Genomic DNA, 16,822 nt, shown 5'->3' on the forward strand with positions numbered 1-16,822 from the left:
ACCTGGGTGGGGACGCGCGTTCAGCGCAGGAGGGTGGTGTCACCGGTCTTGGTCCAGGAGTCCAGCAGCCGCCCCTCGGCGGCGATCTGGTGCTCCGGCCCGACGATGCAGGAGTCGCCGGCGGCGTGCTCCCACGAGGTCTGGTCCGGGTTGTCGATGAACGAGAACCCGGTGAGCACGAGCTGCGCGGTCGGGAACGACGTCCGCGCGATCCACGCCGCCAGCGTGCCGGTGGTCGACCACGTCGGCTCGTCGCGCGTGGGCAGGCCCAGCGCGTCCGACAGCGGCAGCACGACCTCGCGGTTCGACACCGGGACCGCGCCGAGGTCGGCGGGCCACCAGCCCGGCACGTCCTCCGGCTCCCAGTGCATCCGGCCGGGCTCGACCAGCAGGTAGAGCCGCTTGCGGTAGTCCTGGAAGACGTACGGCGTCGCGCGGATCGCCCGGTTGAACACCACCACGTGCGTGCGGCTGCCGACGACCTCCTCGCCGGGCTTGTCGACGACGAACCCGTTGACCCGGATGACCAGGTCACAGGCGTCGATCGCCTTCGCGCGCTGGGGGTCGGGCGGGAGCGGCTGGTTCCCGACCACGGCCACCGAAAGCGGGTCGGGCCGGTCGGCGTAGGCCGCGAGCAGGTTGACCATCAAGCTCGCCGCGCCGAGAGCAGCAGTCATAAGCGGAGAAAGTACCAGCACGGACGAGTGACCCCGCCGCGTAGCGGGTCCCTGCGCTCTACCACAGGGGCGGGGTGGGCCGGACGCCGCGCATCCCATCGGTACCCTCGTCCACGTGCATGCCACCAGCACGGTTCAGGCCGCAGACTCATCCGTAGCGGCGTCGGCTCCCCCGACGTCGGACAGCAAGACGTTCTCTCGCGCCTTCGCCGACATCAAGGCCGGTTTCTCCGCTCGCGAGCTGTGGGGTCACCTCGGCTGGCAGGACATCAAGCAGCGGTACCGCCGCTCGGTGATCGGGCCGTTCTGGATCACGATCAGCCAGGCCGTCATCGCGCTCGGGCTCGGCCTGCTGTACTCGCAGCTGTTCAAGGTGCCCGTCGAGGTGTTCCTGCCCTACATCTCCACCGGGTTCATCATCTGGGGCTTCATCAGCGGCTGCCTGTCCGAGGGCATGGAGACGTTCATCGCCAACGAGGGGATGATCAAGCAGCTCCCCGCGCCGCTGAGCGTGTACGTCCTGCGGACGGTCTGGCGGCAGACGCTGCTGCTGGCCCACAACATGATCGTCTACGTGGCCGTGGTGGTGATCTTCTTCGGCGCTCTCAGCAGCCAGTACTCCCTGAGCACCGGCACGTGCGTACCCGGCGGCATCTGCCACCCGGGCCTCAGCTGGACGGTCCTGCTGGCCATCCCCGGCTTCCTGCTGCTGGCCCTGAACGCCGGCTGGGTGGCGCTGCTGTTCGGGATCATCTCGACCCGCTTCCGCGACATCCCGCAGGTCGTCAACTCGCTGATCCAGCTGCTGTTCTACGGCACGCCGATCGTCTGGCCGGTCGACCAGCTGCTGGCGGGCGGGCAGCGGTCCGAGATCCGCTGGATCCTGCCGGTCATCAAGGCGAACCCGCTGTACCACTTCATGCAGGTGACCCGCGCACCGCTGCTGGGGCAGGAGTTCTCCGCGGGGAGCTGGATCGTGGTCGGCTGCCTCACCATCGTCGGCTGGGCGCTCGCGCTCGTCGCGATGCGCAATTACCGTGCCCGCGTCTCCTATTGGGTGTGACACATGGTCTCCATTGACGTCCACAACGCGTTCGTCGACTTCCCGATCTTCGACGCGAAGACGCGGTCGATGAAGAAGCGCGTCCTCGGCAAGGTCGGCGGCAAGATCGGCACCGACACCAAGGTGCCGATCATCGAGGCCCTGCACGACGTGACCCTCAACCTCCGCGAGGGCGACCGCGTCGGCCTGGTCGGCCACAACGGCGCCGGCAAGTCCACGCTGCTGCGGCTGCTCGCCGGGATCTACGAGCCCACCCGCGGCTCGTCGCGGATCACCGGCAAGATCGCGCCGGTCTTCGACCTCGGCATCGGCATGGACCCGGAGATCTCCGGGGAAGAGAACATCATCATCCGCGGCCTCTTCCTCGGGATGACGGCCAAGGAGATGGAGAAGCGGGTCGACGACATCGCCGAGTTCACCGAGCTCGGCGACTACCTGCAGATGCCGCTGCGGACGTACTCCACGGGCATGCGGGTGCGGCTGGCGCTCGGCGTCGTCACCTCGATCGACCCGGAGATCCTGATCCTGGACGAGGGCATCGGCGCGGTCGACGCGGCGTTCCTCAACAAGGCGCGCGACCGGCTCAAGGACCTGGTGAAGCGCTCGGGCATCCTGGTGTTCGCGAGCCACTCGGACGAGTTCCTGTTCGAGCTGTGCGACTCGGCCATTTGGATGGACGAGGGGCACCTCAAGCAACACGGCTCGCTGCGGGACGTCCTCACCGGGTACAAGGGCCGCGACCCGTTCGCGGACATGAGCACGGAAACGCTGCAGCGCCTGGGCATCGAGCCGGTGGCGACGACGAACGGCGGGGAATGATGACCAGCGAGACCCGGCAGCTGCCCGACGGCGCGGTCGTCGGCGTGGTCGTCACGCGGCACCGGCGCGAGCTGCTCGCGGACTCGCTGAAGGTCATCGCGGCCCAGACCCGGCCGGTCGACCACCTCGTCGTGGTGGACAACGGGCCGGACGACTCGGCCCGCGAGGTCGTCGAGAACTACCCGCTGCCGGTCACGTACCTGCCGTCGCACCGGAACCTCGGTGGCGCCGGCGGGTTCGCGCTGGGCATGCTGCACGCGCTGTCGATGGGCGCGGACTGGGTCTGGCTGGCCGACGACGACGGCCGCCCGGCCGACGAGAACGTGCTCGAGATCCTGCTGGCCGAGGCGGAGAAGCGGAACCTGGCGGAGATCTCACCGGTGGTGTCCAACATCGACGCCCCGGACAAGCTGGCGTTCCCGCTGCGCCGCGGCCTGACCTGGAAGCGGTCGCAGTCCGAGCTGGGCGTCGACTTCCTGCCCGGCATCGCTTCCCTGATGAACGGCGCGCTCTTCCGCGCGTCCACTTTGGACGTCGTCGGCGTGCCGGACCTGCGCCTGTTCTTCCGCGGCGACGAGGTCGAGCTGCACCGGCGGCTGGCCCGCTCGGGTCTGCCGTTCGGCACGTCGCTGAAGACGAAGTACCTGCACCCGGACGGCTCCGACGAGTTCAAGCCGATGCTGGGCGGCAAGTTCCACGCGCAGGACCCGGAGAACGAGGTCAAGCGCTACTACACCTACCGCAACCGCGGCTACCTGTTGTCCCAGCCCGGGATGCGGAAGATCGGCGCGCTGGAGGTCGTCCGCTTCGGACTGTACTTCGTGGGCGTGAAGCGCGACCCGAAGGCGTTCCTGCAGTGGCTGAAGCTGGTGCGCCAGGGCCGCGCGGAGAAGTTCTACCGCTACTGAAACTGCCCTTCGAGCGGCACCGGCACGGCTTCGGTCCGGACGTCGGTGAGCTCGGCCGCGGGCACGGTCCGCCGCCACACCCGGTAGTCCACTTCGGACAGTCCGAGGTCGCGCGCGAGCAGGTAGTCCTCGTCGACCAGGTGCAGGTCGGCGGCGTCCCGTGACCGGCCGAGGATCTCGAAGGTCCCACCGCGCCACCGGCACAGCGTCCGCACGAAGGTGAGCTCGTCGAGCTCGACCTGGTCGACGGCCTTCATCCGGAACCCGTAGGTCTCCCCGAAGTCGCCGGGAGCCGGGGCGCCCGGCAGCGGGTGCAGGACGAGCCGTCCCGGACCGGCGAACTCGGCGTCGAAGTCGCCACCGCGGTACCGGGCGGTGTAACCGCGGCGCACGAGCGGCGGAAGGGCAACGGGCGGCGGGAAGAACGCGGCTTCGCCGAAGGCGTCCTTCCGGTCGGGGATCCAGCCCACCTTCCGGCTGTGGTACTGCCCGAGCCGCTCGTCGGTGTTGTCGGCGCGACGCACCCAGAGCTCGGCGCCGACGGGAAGTTCGACCAGGTGCAGCACGAACTCCGGCAGCGGGTGGTCCACCCCGGGGAAGTACCCGGTGCCGAGGAACGGCGGCGGGTACACGCGGGACATCCCCAGCTCGGCGGCGATCTCACGGTCCGTGGAGCCGTAGGAGGTGCGGAACGGGAAGGTGTGGCCGGCGGTGAAGCGGAGCAGGTACAGCTCGTCGAGCGGGCCCCAGCCGGGGATCTTCGCGAGGCCGTAGTTCCGGATCATGGCGGCGGTGTCCAGCTCGGCGACGTCCTCGGCGCGCCCGGCGAAGCCCTGGACCCGGTGCGGTTCGAACCGGCCGGGGACGAGGACGTTGCCGAGGTAGAGCCCGGCGAGCCCGGGCTTGACCGGGAGCTGGACGACAGTGCTGCCGAGGAGACCGGCCGGCGCGTCAGGACTCACGGGATTCACGCTCTTCCTGCTGTTTCCGCCACGGGCCCAGGCTATCGATGCGTTCTTCGCGGATGTCGCTGACCATGTGCTTCGGAGCCACCGCGACGAAGGTCATCCGATCCATCCGCTGGAACTCCACCTCGGGGTGGCGCTCCGGCTCGGCCCAGACCCGTTCCGCCCACTTGCCGTCGCCGGCCATCATGAAGAGGGAATAGCGGCCGTCGCGCTCACCCGCCACCTCGAACTCGTGCTCGAGGAAAGTGCCCCAGGTGCGAACCGTGTACCACTCGTCGAGTTCCTCGATCGGCACCTCGGCGACCAGGACATCTCCGTCGTAGAGCGCCACCCGGCCCGGCGGCCGGCCGGAGGCCTCGTACCTCGTGCCTTGGTAAACGGCGTAGGTCTCAGACATCGGAACCTCCTCGGCCGCGCACGTCGAACCAACCCCTCTTCTCCAGGTAGACCCCGGCGAGCACTTCGGTTCCGTCGGCCCGCACGAGCCACATCTCACCACGACCCGCGTAGCCCAGCGGCCGGTGCAGCCACTCGGGCACACCGCCTCCGGTGTACCCGGTCCCCAGGAACGGCGGCTGCCACTCGCGGGGGTTCGCTTGACCGGACGCCACCTGCATGTCGTGTGCGGACCCCGGATCCGTGCCGCCGTAGCTGATCTCCATCGCCTTGGCGTCGCCCAGAGCGGGGAACCGCAGTTGATACGCCTCGCCGGCACCTGCCTTGATCGGGGTCCAGCCCGCGCCCTTGTCGTCGAGGGCGAGCTTGTCGCGGAACTCCTGCGGCGTCCCGTACTGAGAGGTGTCGCTCCCGCGCGCAACCGAGCCACCGACCTTGGCCGGATCGAAGGTCGGTGTGGCCGGCGCGTTCGCCAAGGTGTCTTCGCCAACGTCGGGCTTCACGACCTTCGTCATGATCTCGCCCGGGTTCGCGTGCAGCTCGTCCCGGACCGCGACGATCTCCGCCCGCTGCGCGGGAGTCAGGTTCGCCGTCGGTTGCAGGGTCATCGCCAGGTGGCGGTCCGGGTCGTAGCCCAGCCGGCTCGCCGCGTCGCGGATCTGGTTGTCCGTCGAGGTCGGGCGGGTCTGCATCGAGTCGCGGGTGTACTGACCGCGCAGCTCGTCGTCCGTCGCGTGGTGGCCCTGGTTGTTGCGCATCCCGCCACCGCCGCCGTCGGACGGCGGTGGGGGCGGGTTCGAGCCCGGGGGTGGCGGGTTGTCGGCGCCGCCCGCTGTCTTCGCCGGAGGTGCGTCGACCGGCTTGCCCGCCGCCGTGATCGTCTCGGCGGCGTTCGCTTCGCCCGTCTCGTAGTGCTCCTTGACGGCCTTCGTGCGATCCCCCGCGTCCTGCACCGCCTTGGCGGCCCGTGTGACGTGCTCTTCGGCCGCCGTCACCGTGCCGTTGAGGTCGCCCGCGGCGCCGCTCCCGACGAGGCCCAGCGACCCGTCGCTGAACTTCGCCGCCGCGACGGTCTGCCCGACCCCTTCGACCTTCGCCCGGGTGTTTTCGAGGTTGCCCGTCATGGTGCCGAGCGCCTCGGTCCGCACCCCGTACCCGCCACCGGGGGCCGCGGGCTCGGGCTCCCGGGCCGGCCGCGGCTCGCGCGGGGTCTCGCGCGGCGTTTCGTGCGGCGCCGGAGTGGCGTCCGTGTGGTGGGGCGTGCTCGTGTGGTGCGTCGGCGTGACGTCCGTGTGGTGCGTCACCATGTCAGGCCTCCGCCGGCTGCTGCGTGTCGTACGGCTTCGCGGCCTGGTACGCGCCCATCGCGAGGCCGCCGACCGTCGAGAACCGGTCGAGGCCCTTGGTCAGCTTCTCCATCGCTTCCATCAGCTTGGCCAGCCGGCCGCCCTGCCGCGCGAAGCCCTCGAGGAGCTTGCTGATCTTGCCCGCGATCTTCGACGCCGTCGCCGCGGCACGGGCCGACGCGACCCCGCAGAACGCCGCGATCGAGCCGCCGAAGGTGCACACGGCCGAGGCCGCCGCGATCAGCGCGTCGCGGATCAGCTCGGCGATCACCGACGAGATCAGGCCGAAGACGATGCCGCGCAGCGTGCAGACGAGCATGCCCGAGATGCCCGCGACGGCCGCGGTCCCGTCGAGCGTCTTGCCGAGCGACTCCAGCTCCTCGGCCATCTTCGACAGGCTGTCGCGGTAGGCGTCGGCGGCCTGGCCGGTCCACTCGGCGACGCTGCGCAGGTCGTCCCGGTGCTCCTGGGCGAGCGTGTGCATCTCGGCCGCGGCGGACTTCAGCTGGTCGACGTTCGTGTTGATCTCGTCCGGGTTGCCGAGCAGCACGTCGAGCGGCTCGCGCAGGAAGCTGATGTGCTCGAGCAGCCAGCCGACGCCGGCGTTGAGGACGGCGCCGAGCGGGTCGATCGCGGCGCCGACGGTGTCGACGACCGCGCCGGCCGCGCTGATCGACACCTCGAGGACCCGTTCCCCCTCGGATTCGGAGTCGGCCTTGATCGAGTCGACGAGCCCGGCGTAGGTGTCGGCGATGCCGGCGCCCGAAGTCGCGGTGGTCACAGTCGGAGTCCCCTCAGTCCCGGCGCATGAACGTGTTGTCCCCGAAGTCGTCCTCGTCGTCGCGCGCCGGTCGAGGCGGACGGCGGACCGGTGGCGGCGGCGGGGTTTCCGGCTCGTCGTGCTGCCACAGCCGGCGCTCCTGGTACACCTCGGGCGCGGCCGGCTCCTCGGGCTCCTCCGGCGGCACGAACCCGGTGACCATGTGCATCGCCTCGGAGTCACCCCCGAGCGGCTCGAACGCGGCGGCGACGTTCACCGCGGCCCCGCGCTGGGCCTTGCGCGCGAGCTTGAGGATCTCCTCGGCGAGCTGGGCGCCGGACTTGCCGGCCAGCGCCGAGTCGGTCAGCCGCAGCTCGGTGAGCGAGCCGTTGGGGGCGACGCCGACGCGGATCGTGCCGTCGGGCGAAGCCACGGTCGTCCCGGCGGCCTCGAGCCCGGCGCGGAACTGCTCCGCCTTCTCCCGGACGTCGGCGATCTTCGTTTCGAAGCCCGCCAGCCATTCCTCAGGTGTCATCCTCGCCTCCGCGATCTCCGACGCGCAGCGAAGGCTACTGGTTCCGCGACCAGCCCAAACGCGAAACGGCCCCGGTTTCCCGGGGCCGTTTCGCTTTTGTCCGTTATTCGCCGATGACCGGCGGAGCCGTGCGCAGGTCGGTGCCGAAGACCTCGTCGGGGTCACCCTCGACCAGGTACGTCGGCCGCGAGTGCTCCGTGTCCTCGTCACCCTCGCCCTTCTGGCCGCGGCCCAGGCCGCCACCACCCATGCCGCTGCCCCGGCCGCCGGCCGCGCCCCCGGCGCCGAGACCGCCCATCCCGCGGCCCGCGGCCGCTTCGGCCGCGCCGATGCCGCCCGGCCGGGCCGCGCCCGACGCGGCGCCCGCGCCCGTCGCGCTGCCACCGGCGCCCGAGCCGCCGGGCCCGAAGCCGCTGCCGCGGCCACCGCCGCCCCCGCCGCCGCCGACCTTGGAGTTGTAGGCCTCGTCGCCGCCCATGTTCATGCCACCCATCGGCATCGGGCTCATCGGCGGCATGCCCCCGAACGACTGGTTCGGGTTCGGCGTCGACCCACTAGGGATCGAGCCCGGCGTGAAGCCGGACGGCGTGGTGGTGCCGGCCGGCACGATCCCGGTGCCCGTGGTCGAGCCGGGGCCGCTGATGTGCGGCGTGACGTTCGGGCCGGGGATGTTGCCGGTGGTGAAGTTGTTGGGCGTCCCGCTCGGCGTGTTCACCGGGTTGCCGCCCGGCGGGTTGATGCTGCCGACGTGGTTGTCGATGCCGTTCTTGTCCCCACCGCCGGGGTCATCGCTGCCGCCACCGGTGCTGAAGCTGGGCGGCGGCGCGAAGGCCGGCTGCTTCGACGCGGCCTCGTAGAGGTTCTTGTCGTAGGTCGACATGACCCCCGCGGCCTCGTCGTGCGCCGCCTGGCTGTCCTTCTGCTTCTGAATGGCCTTTTCGACGTTGTCCGGCATGCTGAACGGGTTCGATGTCGCGATGTTCTTGAACTCTTCGGTCCAGCTGAACGGGATCGGCGCGGGCATGGCGTTCTTCGCCGTCGCCGCGGCCTGCCCCTGGTCGTAGATGGTCTCCGAGGCCAGCTTCGCGTTCTGCGAGTTGGCGTCGGACCACTTGCCGAGAGTCGTGAAGTACTGCTGGGCGTTGGTCGCCGCGGCGCCTTCCCAAGTGCCCTTCGAAGCGTTGACGGCGGTGTTCATCGACGTGGCGAAGTTGTCGAAGACCTTGTGCACGTCGTGGTACGCGGTCGAAAGCTCGGAGACCTGGTTGACGTCCAGGTTGCTGTCCAGGTAGCCCTTGAGCTGCGCGTGGTCGCTGCCCTTGTAGTCCGCGCTCGACGGGTTCAGACCCTGGACGTACTCGACGTCGCGGCCCTTGGTGGCATCGGCGACGTTCTTGTCGCCGACCTCCTGGGACTGGTTCTTGGCCTGCGCCTGGGCGATGAACTGCTGGACCCACCCGAACAACGGGTCGTTCCGGTCGACGCCCGCCTCGGCCTTCGCCTGGAGGTAGGCGTCCCGGTCGGCCGGAGCCATGTCCGCGACTTCAGCCGGCGTCTTGACCGGCGGCGGCTGCTTCTGCGTCGTCATCTGGGTTCCCCTATCCCTTCGGCAGCCGCGGTTCCACGGCCTTCGCGACCGCCTCGGCGACCTGGCAGGCCTCGTCCGCCGAGGCAGCGCCGAGCACCGCCACGTCCACCCTCGAAGAATCGCCCACCGGCAGGGCGAGCGTGCAGCCTGCGACCGCGGCGCCGCCCGGTGCCTCTTTCGCCTTCCGGCCGTTGATGTCGCGGTCCACCACTCCACCACCGGTGTCGTTGGTCTGCTCGACCGACGCGGTGTCGCGGATGTTGACGCCGATCACCTTCTGGTCATCACTGGCCGAGGCGATCTTCTGCTGGTACCTGCAAGACCGGGCGCCGCTGAGCGTCTGCTTGCGCGGCTCCAGGAACTCACCGTAGCTGCTGAGATCACTCATCTCGAGAAGCGAGCAGGGGTCCGTGATCGACTGGGTTCCACTCCCGCCCGAAGACGTCGAAGAGGTCTGCGGTGAGCTGGGTTCACCAGCCGACGGCGACTGCGCGGGCGACGCCGTTCCCTCCTGGGTGCTGGTACACCCGGCCAGGAGTGCTCCGCCGATAACCAGCGGAAGAAGAACGCGAACGAGAAGTGGGGTCATTACCTCAGGCCTGCTTGGTCTGGAGCGCGGAGAAAGCCTGGCTCTCGGTTTCCTTGTAGAGGCCCGCGGCCCGGGCCAACGCTTCGTCAGCCTGTTTCGCAACTTGCCTGAGCTGCTCCAGGACCGCGGTCGCCGAACCTTCGGACTCCGAAGCACTCTTTTGATCGTGCTTCGCGACAGTCTCTCCGTACGGGTGGGCACCGAGTTGCGGAGCCTGGTCGAGCATGGAGCTCTGGTACTGCAGGCTCCCGAGGTCGGTGATCAGCGCGGTCAGGGCGTCCCGGATCGGCTTCACACCTTCGGGGGTGATCTTGAAACCGCCGCCCTTGGCAGCGTCGACCAGCTTCTGGGTCTCTGCCGTAACGCCCTGGATGGCACCGAGGTTCATGACGTCCGCGAAGGACCCGCCGCCCCCGCCGTCAGCTATCAACATCGCCGTTCCACCCCGAATCACTTCACCCGTGCGTGTGCACCCGGGAGTCTACTAGCCGGGCACCCTGCGCGACGGCCGTTCACCGATCTTCACCTGGGACGCAGCGGCCCGACGTGCGGTTCCCTCAGAACTGACCTTCGAGCTGCGCGTACAGCTGCTGGGCGAGGCGCGCGTTGTCGGCCGGGGCGTAGGTGATCCAGCGCTGGCCGTCGGCGGCTGCGCGGGAGGACATCAGCCAGCGGCCGGACGGGGTGTCGAACCAGGCCAGGGGCGGGAACGTGCCGCCGCGGGTCTGGGCCGTGAACTGCCCGACGCGCTTCTTCGGCTCCTGGAAGACGCGCTCGATCATCCGGAGCTGCGGGCCGCCGCTGCTGCTCTGCGAGCGCGGGCCGCTGACGCCGGCGAAGGGGTCGTACACGTCGTCGCGGCGCTGGCGCGGCTGGGCCGCCGGGCGCGAGATGGTGACGGACTGGCCGGGCGCGGCGGGGGTCAGCGGGAGCAGGTCGACGATCGCCGGCACGATGCCGGTCGGGCGGACCTCCTCGAAGACGATCAGGTTCTCGTCCTGGCGGGCGAGCACCCCGAACTGGCCGTCGGTCGCGACGCGGGCGAACAGGTGCCGGTCGCCCAGCTCGGCAGCCGCGTTGATCACCACGCTGCCCCGGACGAAGGTGGCGAGGGCCAGCTCGGCGTCCGGGTCGAGGCGGCCGCGGCTCCACAGGCCCCGGCCGGTCAGGTCGCGGACGACGGCGTCGCGGATCATCGCCCGCTGCTCGACCGTCGTGCCGACGTGCGGAACCTCGAACGGCGTCGGCGCGCGGCCCAGCCCGAGCTGTTCGAGCAGGATGTCCACCGCCGCCAGCGACAGCGAGAACGAGTGCGGCATCTTGTCTTCCCCCCGCGGGTGCTTGGCCTGGCCAAAACGGTAGTCCACGGCCCGCCCGGCCCGCAGCCGGATGCTGCGCCCACAGCGAACTCGCTTGCCGTCGCAAGATCGCCACTGCTGCGATGGAGGCATGGCTGACTCGAAACCCGCACTCGTGCTGCACCTCGCCGCCGGCGGCGAACCGCTGCTGTTCGCGCTGACGACCGAAGAGTCCGGAAACGTGGCGGGCAAGCTCGCCCAGTTCGTGAAGACCGGCGCGGTCGAAACGGTGACCACCAAGGACGACTCGGTGGTCGCGATCAACTTCGCCCACGTGGCGGCCGCGTACATCGACGACCTGAACCGGAAGAGCCGGGTCTTCGGGCTGCACGCCTGACGCACGGCGCGGGCCAGCAGGAGGGCCACCGGCTGCGGGAGGTCCGCTCCCGCAGCCGGTGCGGAACCTTCTTCGGCCAGCAGGTCGAAGAGGCTCCGGGCACCTGACTCAGAGCTTGTACAGGCGCTTCCAGTTCTCGCGCGAGGTCAGCTCCGGCATGGCGCGCTTGTACTGCTCCTGCACCGCCGCGCCTTCCTTGCGCAGCCGCTGGACGACCTTCGCGCCGCGCTTGGCCAGGTCGAACATCTTGACCTTGTCGTAGGCGCGGACGCGGACGCCTTCCTGGTTCGCGTCGGTGACGACCGCCTTGTCGAACAGGGCGATGTGCCACCAGTTCGCCTCGTCGATCGGCACCGCGCCGAGCCCGAAGCGGCTGCGGCCGAGGACCCGGTCGAGGACCCGCTTGATCAGCACCAGGCGCTGCATGCTGGGCCGCGGCGCGCTGTTGATGATGCCGATGTCGTTGGACGCGATGCCCGGGACCTCGGTCGCCTTGTGGCGCTTGGTCTCCGGGTACTCGTCACGGATGCGGCGGATCTCCTTCATCGCCTCGACACCGCCGTCACGCAGGACCTCCGGGCCCTCGAGGAAGTCCTCGACGGCCTTGATCAGCGTGGCCGACAGGCCGTACTGCATGCCGAGCAGGTAGCGGACCAGCTGGGCCAGCAGCACCCGCGAAAGCAGGTTCAGGTTGAACGGCGAGTGCAGCGCGGCGGTGATGATCGAGTTGCGCAGGTTGAAGTACCGGTGCCACTCGTCCCAGTCCTTCATGTGGAAGTCCGCGTGCCACACGCCCGCACCCGGCAGGGTGACGGTCGGGAAGCCGTGCGCGCGGGCGCGGTAGGAGTACTCCGCGTCGTCCCACTGGAAGAAGAACGGCATCGGGTAGCCGGTCGCCTGCACGACCTCGTAGGGGATCAGGCAGGACCACCAGCCGTTGTAGCCGGCGTCGAGACGGCGCTCCTGGCGGTTCGGCTTCAGCGTCTCCTCGTCCACGCCGAGCAGGTCGGCCGTGGTGAGCGAGTGCTCGACCGGCTGGCCGGGCTCGAGCGTGTTGAGCCGGGCGTACTCGGCGCCGACGTGCAGCTGGTTCGGGTGGAACAGGTTCAGCATCTGCCCGCCGACGATGATCGGGTTGGCGGCGCGGTTGGAGAACGCCGTCATCCGGATCACCAGGTCCGGCTCGAGCAGGACGTCGTCGTCCATGAACAGGACGTTCGCGTGCTCGGTGGCGGTGTGGCCGGCCACCTCGTACAGGCCGCGGGTGAAGCCGCCGGCGCCGCCGAGGTTGGGCTGCTTGATGTAGTGCAGCTTGTCAGCGAGGTCCTTGGCGACCTGCTCGAAGCCGTCGCGGGACTCGACGAGGTCGGTGCCCTGGTCGGCGACGTAGATCGCGTCCAGGGTCTCCAGCGACGAGACGTCCGCGGCGAGGGCCTGCAGGTTCTTCAGGCAGTCGTCGGCGCGGTTCATCGTGCAGATCGTCACGGCGGTCGGGCGGATCGTCTCCGGCGCCTCGACCGTCCAGCGGACCTGCTCGACGCGCAGCGTCTGGCCGCCCTCGGTCTCGAGGTCGAGCCAGAGCGCGCCACCGTCGTAGAACTTGTCCAGGTTGCCGGTCAGCGCCACCTTGACCTGCTTGGCGTCGGTGACCTGCTCGGCGGCCACCACGCGGGGCTCGCCCTCGACGTCGGACGCGCCCATCGACAGCAGGCCGGTGCCGGTCACGACGGCCTCGACCGAGACCTCGGTGACGGTCGTCCAGCGCTGCCAGTAGCTGGCCGGGAACCGGCCGAAGTACGTGTTGCCCGACACCTTGGAGGCGGGCTCGAGGGTGATCGCCGCACGTTCCCGCACGGCCGAACCCCACTCGAGCTCGGCGTAGAGGTCCTTGCTGACGATCGGGGCGGGGCCGGCGTAGAGCCCGCGCTGCGCCGTCAGGCGGCCCTGCGGAGTGTGCTCGGTGAACCGCGTCTCGGCGGCCGCGCCGGCTGTGGTGGTCGGCGCCGGGGTGGCTGTTTTACCGGGCATTGAGTTCCTCAGTTCTCCTCAGTCGACGGCTCGCGGAAGACGACCCACTTGAGCATCACGAAATTGATCACCGTGGCAGTCGCCTGCGACACGGCCCAGCACAGCGTGTGCTGCCACGCGGACTCCGGCAGCACCTGCAGCATCAGCTGGTTCACCCCGACCGCGACGAAGAACGTCACGGTGTAGAGCAGGACGAACGAGCCGATCTGCGCCTTCCCGTCCCGGCGCCCGCCGGAGAAGGTGAACTTCCGGTTCAGGAAGAACGCCGTGGTGGTGCCCACGATGAAACTGATAGCGCGGGCGACGTCGACCCACGGTGAAGTGGCCATCCCGGCCACCTGGGTCAGCAGCGTGTACGTGCCCAGGTCGACCAGGGCGCAGAAGCCGCCGATCAGGGCGAAGCGAATGAGCTGCCCGAGCAGTCCGATGGAGGGCTGCTGGCCAGCTGCGATGTCGGCTTGCGGATCGGTCGCCACCACTGCATTACCTCGTTGCCTGAGTCATGGTCACCCGCGCGGGCGCTTGTGCCTTGATGCGCAAAGTGTAGAAGCGAGCACTTCAGGGTCACGTTCCGGGCGTCGTTCGGCGTGGCTACCCTGGTCGGGTGACCCCAGGACTCGAGACACAGCGTCGCACGCTCACGGGCTGGGCGCGGACGGCGCCGACCACCGCGGACGTGCTGCGCACCGAAGACGTCGAGGTCATCGCCCGTGCCGTGACCCAGGCCGGCGAGCGCGGTGTCATCGCCCGCGGCCTCGGCCGGTCCTACGGCGACCCGGCGCAGAACGCGGGTGGCCTCGTCCTCGACATGACCGCGCTCAACCGGATCCACTCGATCGACCCGGACTCCGCGCTCGTCGACGTCGACGCCGGCGTGAGCCTCGACCAGCTGATGCGCGAGGCGCTGCCGTACGGCCTGTGGGTCCCGGTGCTGCCGGGCACGCGCCAGGTGACCGTCGGCGGCGCGATCGCCAACGACATCCACGGCAAGAACCACCACAGCGCGGGCAGCTTCGGCAACCACGTCGTGTCGATGGACCTGGTCACCGCGGACGGCAAGGTCCGCACGCTGACGCCGGAGGGCCCGGACGCCGAGCTGTTCTGGGCGACCGTGGCGGGCATCGGCCTGACCGGGGTCATCGTCCGCGCGACGATCCGGATGACCAAGACGGAAACCGCGTACTTCCTCGCCGACAACGAGCGCACGAACAACCTCGACGAGACACTCGAGCTGGTCAGCAACGGCTCCGACGACAACTACACGTACTCCTCGGCGTGGTTCGACACGATCTCCACCGGCTCGAAGCTCGGCCGCGCCGCCTTCGGCCGCGGCTCGCTCGCCAAGCTGGACGAGCTGCCGCCCAAGCTGCGCGCGAACCCGCTCAAGTTCGACGCCCCGCAGCTGGCGACGCTGCCGGACATCTTCCCGAACGGCCTGGCCAACAAGCTGACCTTCGGCGGCATCGGCGAGCTGTACTACCGGAAGACGCCGAAGGAAGCCCGCGGTGTCGTCCAGAACCTCACGGCCTTCTACCACCCGCTCGACATGTTCGGCGAGTGGAACCGCGCCTACGGCTCCAAGGGCTTCCTGCAGTACCAGTTCTCGACGCCGTTGAACGCGCACGAGCCGCTGCGCAGGATCGTCAAGAAGATCGCCGAGTCGGGGCACGTCTCCTTCCTCAACGTGTTCAAGCGGATGGGTGAGGGCAACGCGGCGCCGCTGTCGTTCCCGCACCCCGGCTGGATGGTCTGCGTCGACTTCCCGATCAAGGACGGCCTGAGCCGGTTCTGCCAGGAGCTCGACGACGACGTCCTCGAGCTCGGCGGGCGGCTGTACACCGCGAAGGACTCGCGCACCTCGCCCGAGACGTTCGCGAAGATGTACCCGCGCCTCGAAGAGTGGCGCAAGGTCCGCGCCGCCGTTGACCCCGAAGGCGTTTTCGCCTCTGACATGAGCCGGAGGCTCGAGCTGTGATCGACGCTGTTGGCAACCCCCAGTCCCTGCTGCTGCTCGGCGGCACGTCCGACATCGCGCTGGCGATCGCCGAGCAGTACCTGGCCGAGAAGCCGCTGCGGGTCGTGCTCGCGGCGCGCCCGTCGCCGCGGCTCGACGCGGCCGCGCAGCGCCTGAAGGACAAGGGCGCCGAGGTGTCCACTGTGGACTTCGACGCGAAGGACCTGGCGTCGCACCCCGCCGTGCTGGACAAGGCGTTCGAGAGCGGCGACATCGACGTCGCGGTGGTCGCGTTCGGCCTGCTCGGTGACGCCGAGGAGCTGTGGCAGGACCACACGAAGGCCGTCGAGGCGGCGACGGTGAACTACACCGCCGCGGTGTCGGTCGGCGTGGCGCTGTCGGAGAAGCTCAAGGTCCAGGGCCACGGCACGGTCATCGCGCTGTCGTCGGTGGCGGGTGAGCGCGTCCGGCGCTCGAACTTCGTCTACGGCTCGTCCAAGGCCGGCTTCGACGGCTTCTACCTGGGCCTCGGTGAGGCCCTCGCGCCGCACGGCGTCCAGGTGACGGTCGTCCGCTCGGGCCAGGTCCGCACGAAGATGACCGACGGCATGAAGGACGCCCCGCTGACCCAGAACGCCGACCAGGTCGCGGCGCAGGCCGTCGCGGCGGCCCGCGCGGGCAAGGACCTGATCTGGGCGCCCGCGCCGTTCCGCCTGGTGATGTCGGCGCTGCGGCACGTCCCGCGGCCGATCTTCCGCAAGCTCCCCATCTGAGTTCTCCACCCGGGGGTTGATCCCCGGCTCCATCCGGGACCGGTCCCCACGCCGATGTGCCGCGGTCGCCGCCGGAACAGGCTGTCACCATGACAACCACGACGAGCGACCGCGGTGGGCTGACGATGCTCCTCCGCGACGTCGCGCTCCCGATGGCCCTCTTCTACGTCCTGCGCTCCTTCGACGTCGACGCGCTGTGGGCGCTGCTGGTCAGCGCCGTGCCGGTGGTGCTGCGGGCCGGTTACGTGCTGGTCCGGCACCGCCGGATCGACCCGCTCAGCGCGTTCGTGCTGGCGGTGCTGGTGGTCAACGGCGCGGTGGCGCTGATCTCCGGCGACCCGCGGCTGCTGCTGGTCCGCAGCGCCTGGGTCGGGCTGCTGCTCGGCGGGCTGATGCTGGTCAGCCTGGTCGCCGGCCGCAGGCCGTTCCTGTTCCGGATGATCTGCACGCTCCAGCCGGCCCGCGCCGGTGAGCTCGAAGCGCGCTGGGCCGCCGACGAGGACTTCCGGCAGCAGTGGCGCTCGGTCACGCTCTGGTGGGGCGTCGGCGGCCTGCTGCTGGGCTGCGTCGTCGTGCTGATGGCGTTCACGCTCCCGGTGGACGTCGTGCCGGTCCTCGACACCGTGCTCACCGCCGGCGGCCTGGTGCTCGGCGCGAAGGTCACGCGGAAGCGGTTGACGGCCGGCATCAACCGGACGGTTGATGCCTGACCACCAGCTCGAC

General features: G+C 69.9%; 19 protein-coding genes. 7 read left to right on the top strand and 12 right to left on the bottom strand.

Features of this window, described 5'->3' with window-relative positions:
* Nucleotides 1–20: 20 nt before the first annotated feature.
* Complete coding sequence (locus tag ACZ63J_RS14500) at nt 21–647, bottom strand: hypothetical protein (protein ID WP_465314089.1); 627 nt, start codon at nt 645–647, stop codon at nt 21–23.
* Nucleotides 648–792: 145 nt separating this feature from the next.
* Between ACZ63J_RS14500 and wzm the strand changes: the two genes are divergently transcribed.
* The 3 genes from wzm to glfT1 are packed head-to-tail and all read left to right on the top strand — an operon-like array spanning nt 793 to nt 3,467.
* Complete coding sequence (gene wzm / locus ACZ63J_RS14505; RefSeq protein ID WP_465400879.1) at nt 793–1,740, top strand: galactan export ABC transporter permease subunit Wzm/RfbD; 948 nt, start codon at nt 793–795, stop codon at nt 1,738–1,740.
* A 3-nt stretch (nt 1,741–1,743) separates the two neighbouring features.
* Nucleotides 1,744–2,559: a galactan export ABC transporter ATP-binding subunit Wzt/RfbE gene (gene wzt, locus ACZ63J_RS14510; RefSeq protein WP_465341627.1), complete on the top strand. Its 816-nt coding sequence runs from the start codon at nt 1,744–1,746 to the stop codon at nt 2,557–2,559.
* Entirely contained in the window at nt 2,559–3,467 is a 909-nt protein-coding gene (gene glfT1, locus ACZ63J_RS14515) for a galactofuranosyltransferase GlfT1 (protein ID WP_465400880.1), read from the top strand. Before wzt ends, glfT1 begins: the two co-directional genes overlap by 1 nt.
* On the opposite strand, the gene ACZ63J_RS14520 is transcribed toward glfT1, so the two are convergent.
* From ACZ63J_RS14520 to ACZ63J_RS14560, 9 genes are all read right to left on the bottom strand, one after another.
* On the bottom strand, nt 3,461–4,429 hold the full coding sequence (locus tag ACZ63J_RS14520) for a hypothetical protein (RefSeq protein WP_465400881.1): 969 nt from the start codon (nt 4,427–4,429) through the stop codon (nt 3,461–3,463). The genes glfT1 and ACZ63J_RS14520 overlap by 7 nt on opposite strands.
* A complete protein-coding gene (locus tag ACZ63J_RS14525; protein WP_465314037.1) occupies nt 4,419–4,832 on the bottom strand; it encodes a hypothetical protein in 414 nt (137 codons plus the stop codon). The genes ACZ63J_RS14520 and ACZ63J_RS14525 overlap by 11 nt, the downstream gene beginning before the upstream one ends.
* Nucleotides 4,825–6,138 carry a hypothetical protein gene (locus ACZ63J_RS14530; RefSeq protein ID WP_465400882.1) on the bottom strand — a complete coding sequence of 438 codons (1,314 nt, stop codon included), beginning with the start codon at nt 6,136–6,138 and terminating at the stop codon, nt 4,825–4,827. Before ACZ63J_RS14530 ends, ACZ63J_RS14525 begins: the two co-directional genes overlap by 8 nt.
* A gap of 1 nt (nt 6,139) precedes the next feature.
* The gene (locus tag ACZ63J_RS14535) at nt 6,140–6,958 is read right to left on the bottom strand and encodes a WXG100 family type VII secretion target (RefSeq protein ID WP_465341633.1); all 819 of its coding nucleotides are present in this window, start codon (nt 6,956–6,958) and stop codon (nt 6,140–6,142) included.
* A 13-nt stretch (nt 6,959–6,971) separates the two neighbouring features.
* A complete protein-coding gene (locus tag ACZ63J_RS14540) occupies nt 6,972–7,472 on the bottom strand; it encodes a YbaB/EbfC family nucleoid-associated protein (protein ID WP_465400883.1) in 501 nt (166 codons plus the stop codon).
* 103 nt (nt 7,473–7,575) lie between these two features.
* A complete protein-coding gene (locus tag ACZ63J_RS14545; protein WP_465400884.1) occupies nt 7,576–9,060 on the bottom strand; it encodes a hypothetical protein in 1,485 nt (494 codons plus the stop codon).
* Between the two features lie 10 nt (nt 9,061–9,070).
* Nucleotides 9,071–9,649, bottom strand: coding sequence for a DUF3558 domain-containing protein (locus ACZ63J_RS14550; RefSeq protein WP_465400886.1), 579 nt, complete (start codon nt 9,647–9,649; stop codon nt 9,071–9,073).
* Nucleotides 9,650–9,653: 4 nt separating this feature from the next.
* Nucleotides 9,654–10,082, bottom strand: a complete 429-nt coding sequence (locus ACZ63J_RS14555; RefSeq protein WP_465400887.1) for a hypothetical protein — start codon at nt 10,080–10,082, stop codon at nt 9,654–9,656.
* Between the two features lie 124 nt (nt 10,083–10,206).
* On the bottom strand, nt 10,207–10,968 hold the full coding sequence (locus ACZ63J_RS14560; protein ID WP_465341641.1) for an ESX secretion-associated protein EspG: 762 nt from the start codon (nt 10,966–10,968) through the stop codon (nt 10,207–10,209).
* A gap of 130 nt (nt 10,969–11,098) precedes the next feature.
* Here ACZ63J_RS14560 and ACZ63J_RS14565 point away from each other — a divergent pair, with 130 nt between their 5' ends.
* Nucleotides 11,099–11,344 carry a hypothetical protein gene (locus tag ACZ63J_RS14565; RefSeq protein ID WP_465400888.1) on the top strand — a complete coding sequence of 82 codons (246 nt, stop codon included), beginning with the start codon at nt 11,099–11,101 and terminating at the stop codon, nt 11,342–11,344.
* A gap of 108 nt (nt 11,345–11,452) precedes the next feature.
* On the opposite strand, the gene ACZ63J_RS14570 is transcribed toward ACZ63J_RS14565, so the two are convergent.
* Both ACZ63J_RS14570 and ACZ63J_RS14575 read right to left on the bottom strand, forming a co-directional pair.
* Nucleotides 11,453–13,372 (bottom strand): glycosyltransferase, encoded by a 1,920-nt coding sequence (locus ACZ63J_RS14570; protein WP_465400889.1) that lies wholly within the window; start codon nt 13,370–13,372, stop codon nt 11,453–11,455.
* A gap of 8 nt (nt 13,373–13,380) precedes the next feature.
* Nucleotides 13,381–13,851: a GtrA family protein gene (locus tag ACZ63J_RS14575; protein ID WP_465314027.1), complete on the bottom strand. Its 471-nt coding sequence runs from the start codon at nt 13,849–13,851 to the stop codon at nt 13,381–13,383.
* A 125-nt stretch (nt 13,852–13,976) separates the two neighbouring features.
* Here ACZ63J_RS14575 and ACZ63J_RS14580 point away from each other — a divergent pair, with 125 nt between their 5' ends.
* From ACZ63J_RS14580 to ACZ63J_RS14590, 3 genes are all read left to right on the top strand, one after another.
* A complete protein-coding gene (locus tag ACZ63J_RS14580) occupies nt 13,977–15,347 on the top strand; it encodes an FAD-binding protein (protein ID WP_465400890.1) in 1,371 nt (456 codons plus the stop codon).
* Nucleotides 15,344–16,099, top strand: coding sequence for a decaprenylphospho-beta-D-erythro-pentofuranosid-2-ulose 2-reductase (locus ACZ63J_RS14585; protein WP_465341648.1), 756 nt, complete (start codon nt 15,344–15,346; stop codon nt 16,097–16,099). Before ACZ63J_RS14580 ends, ACZ63J_RS14585 begins: the two co-directional genes overlap by 4 nt.
* Nucleotides 16,100–16,188: 89 nt before the next feature.
* Nucleotides 16,189–16,809 (top strand): VC0807 family protein, encoded by a 621-nt coding sequence (locus ACZ63J_RS14590; RefSeq protein ID WP_465400891.1) that lies wholly within the window; start codon nt 16,189–16,191, stop codon nt 16,807–16,809.
* Nucleotides 16,810–16,822: the final 13 nt, after the last annotated feature.

This window comes from Amycolatopsis sp. NPDC104863 (assembly GCF_055582965.1).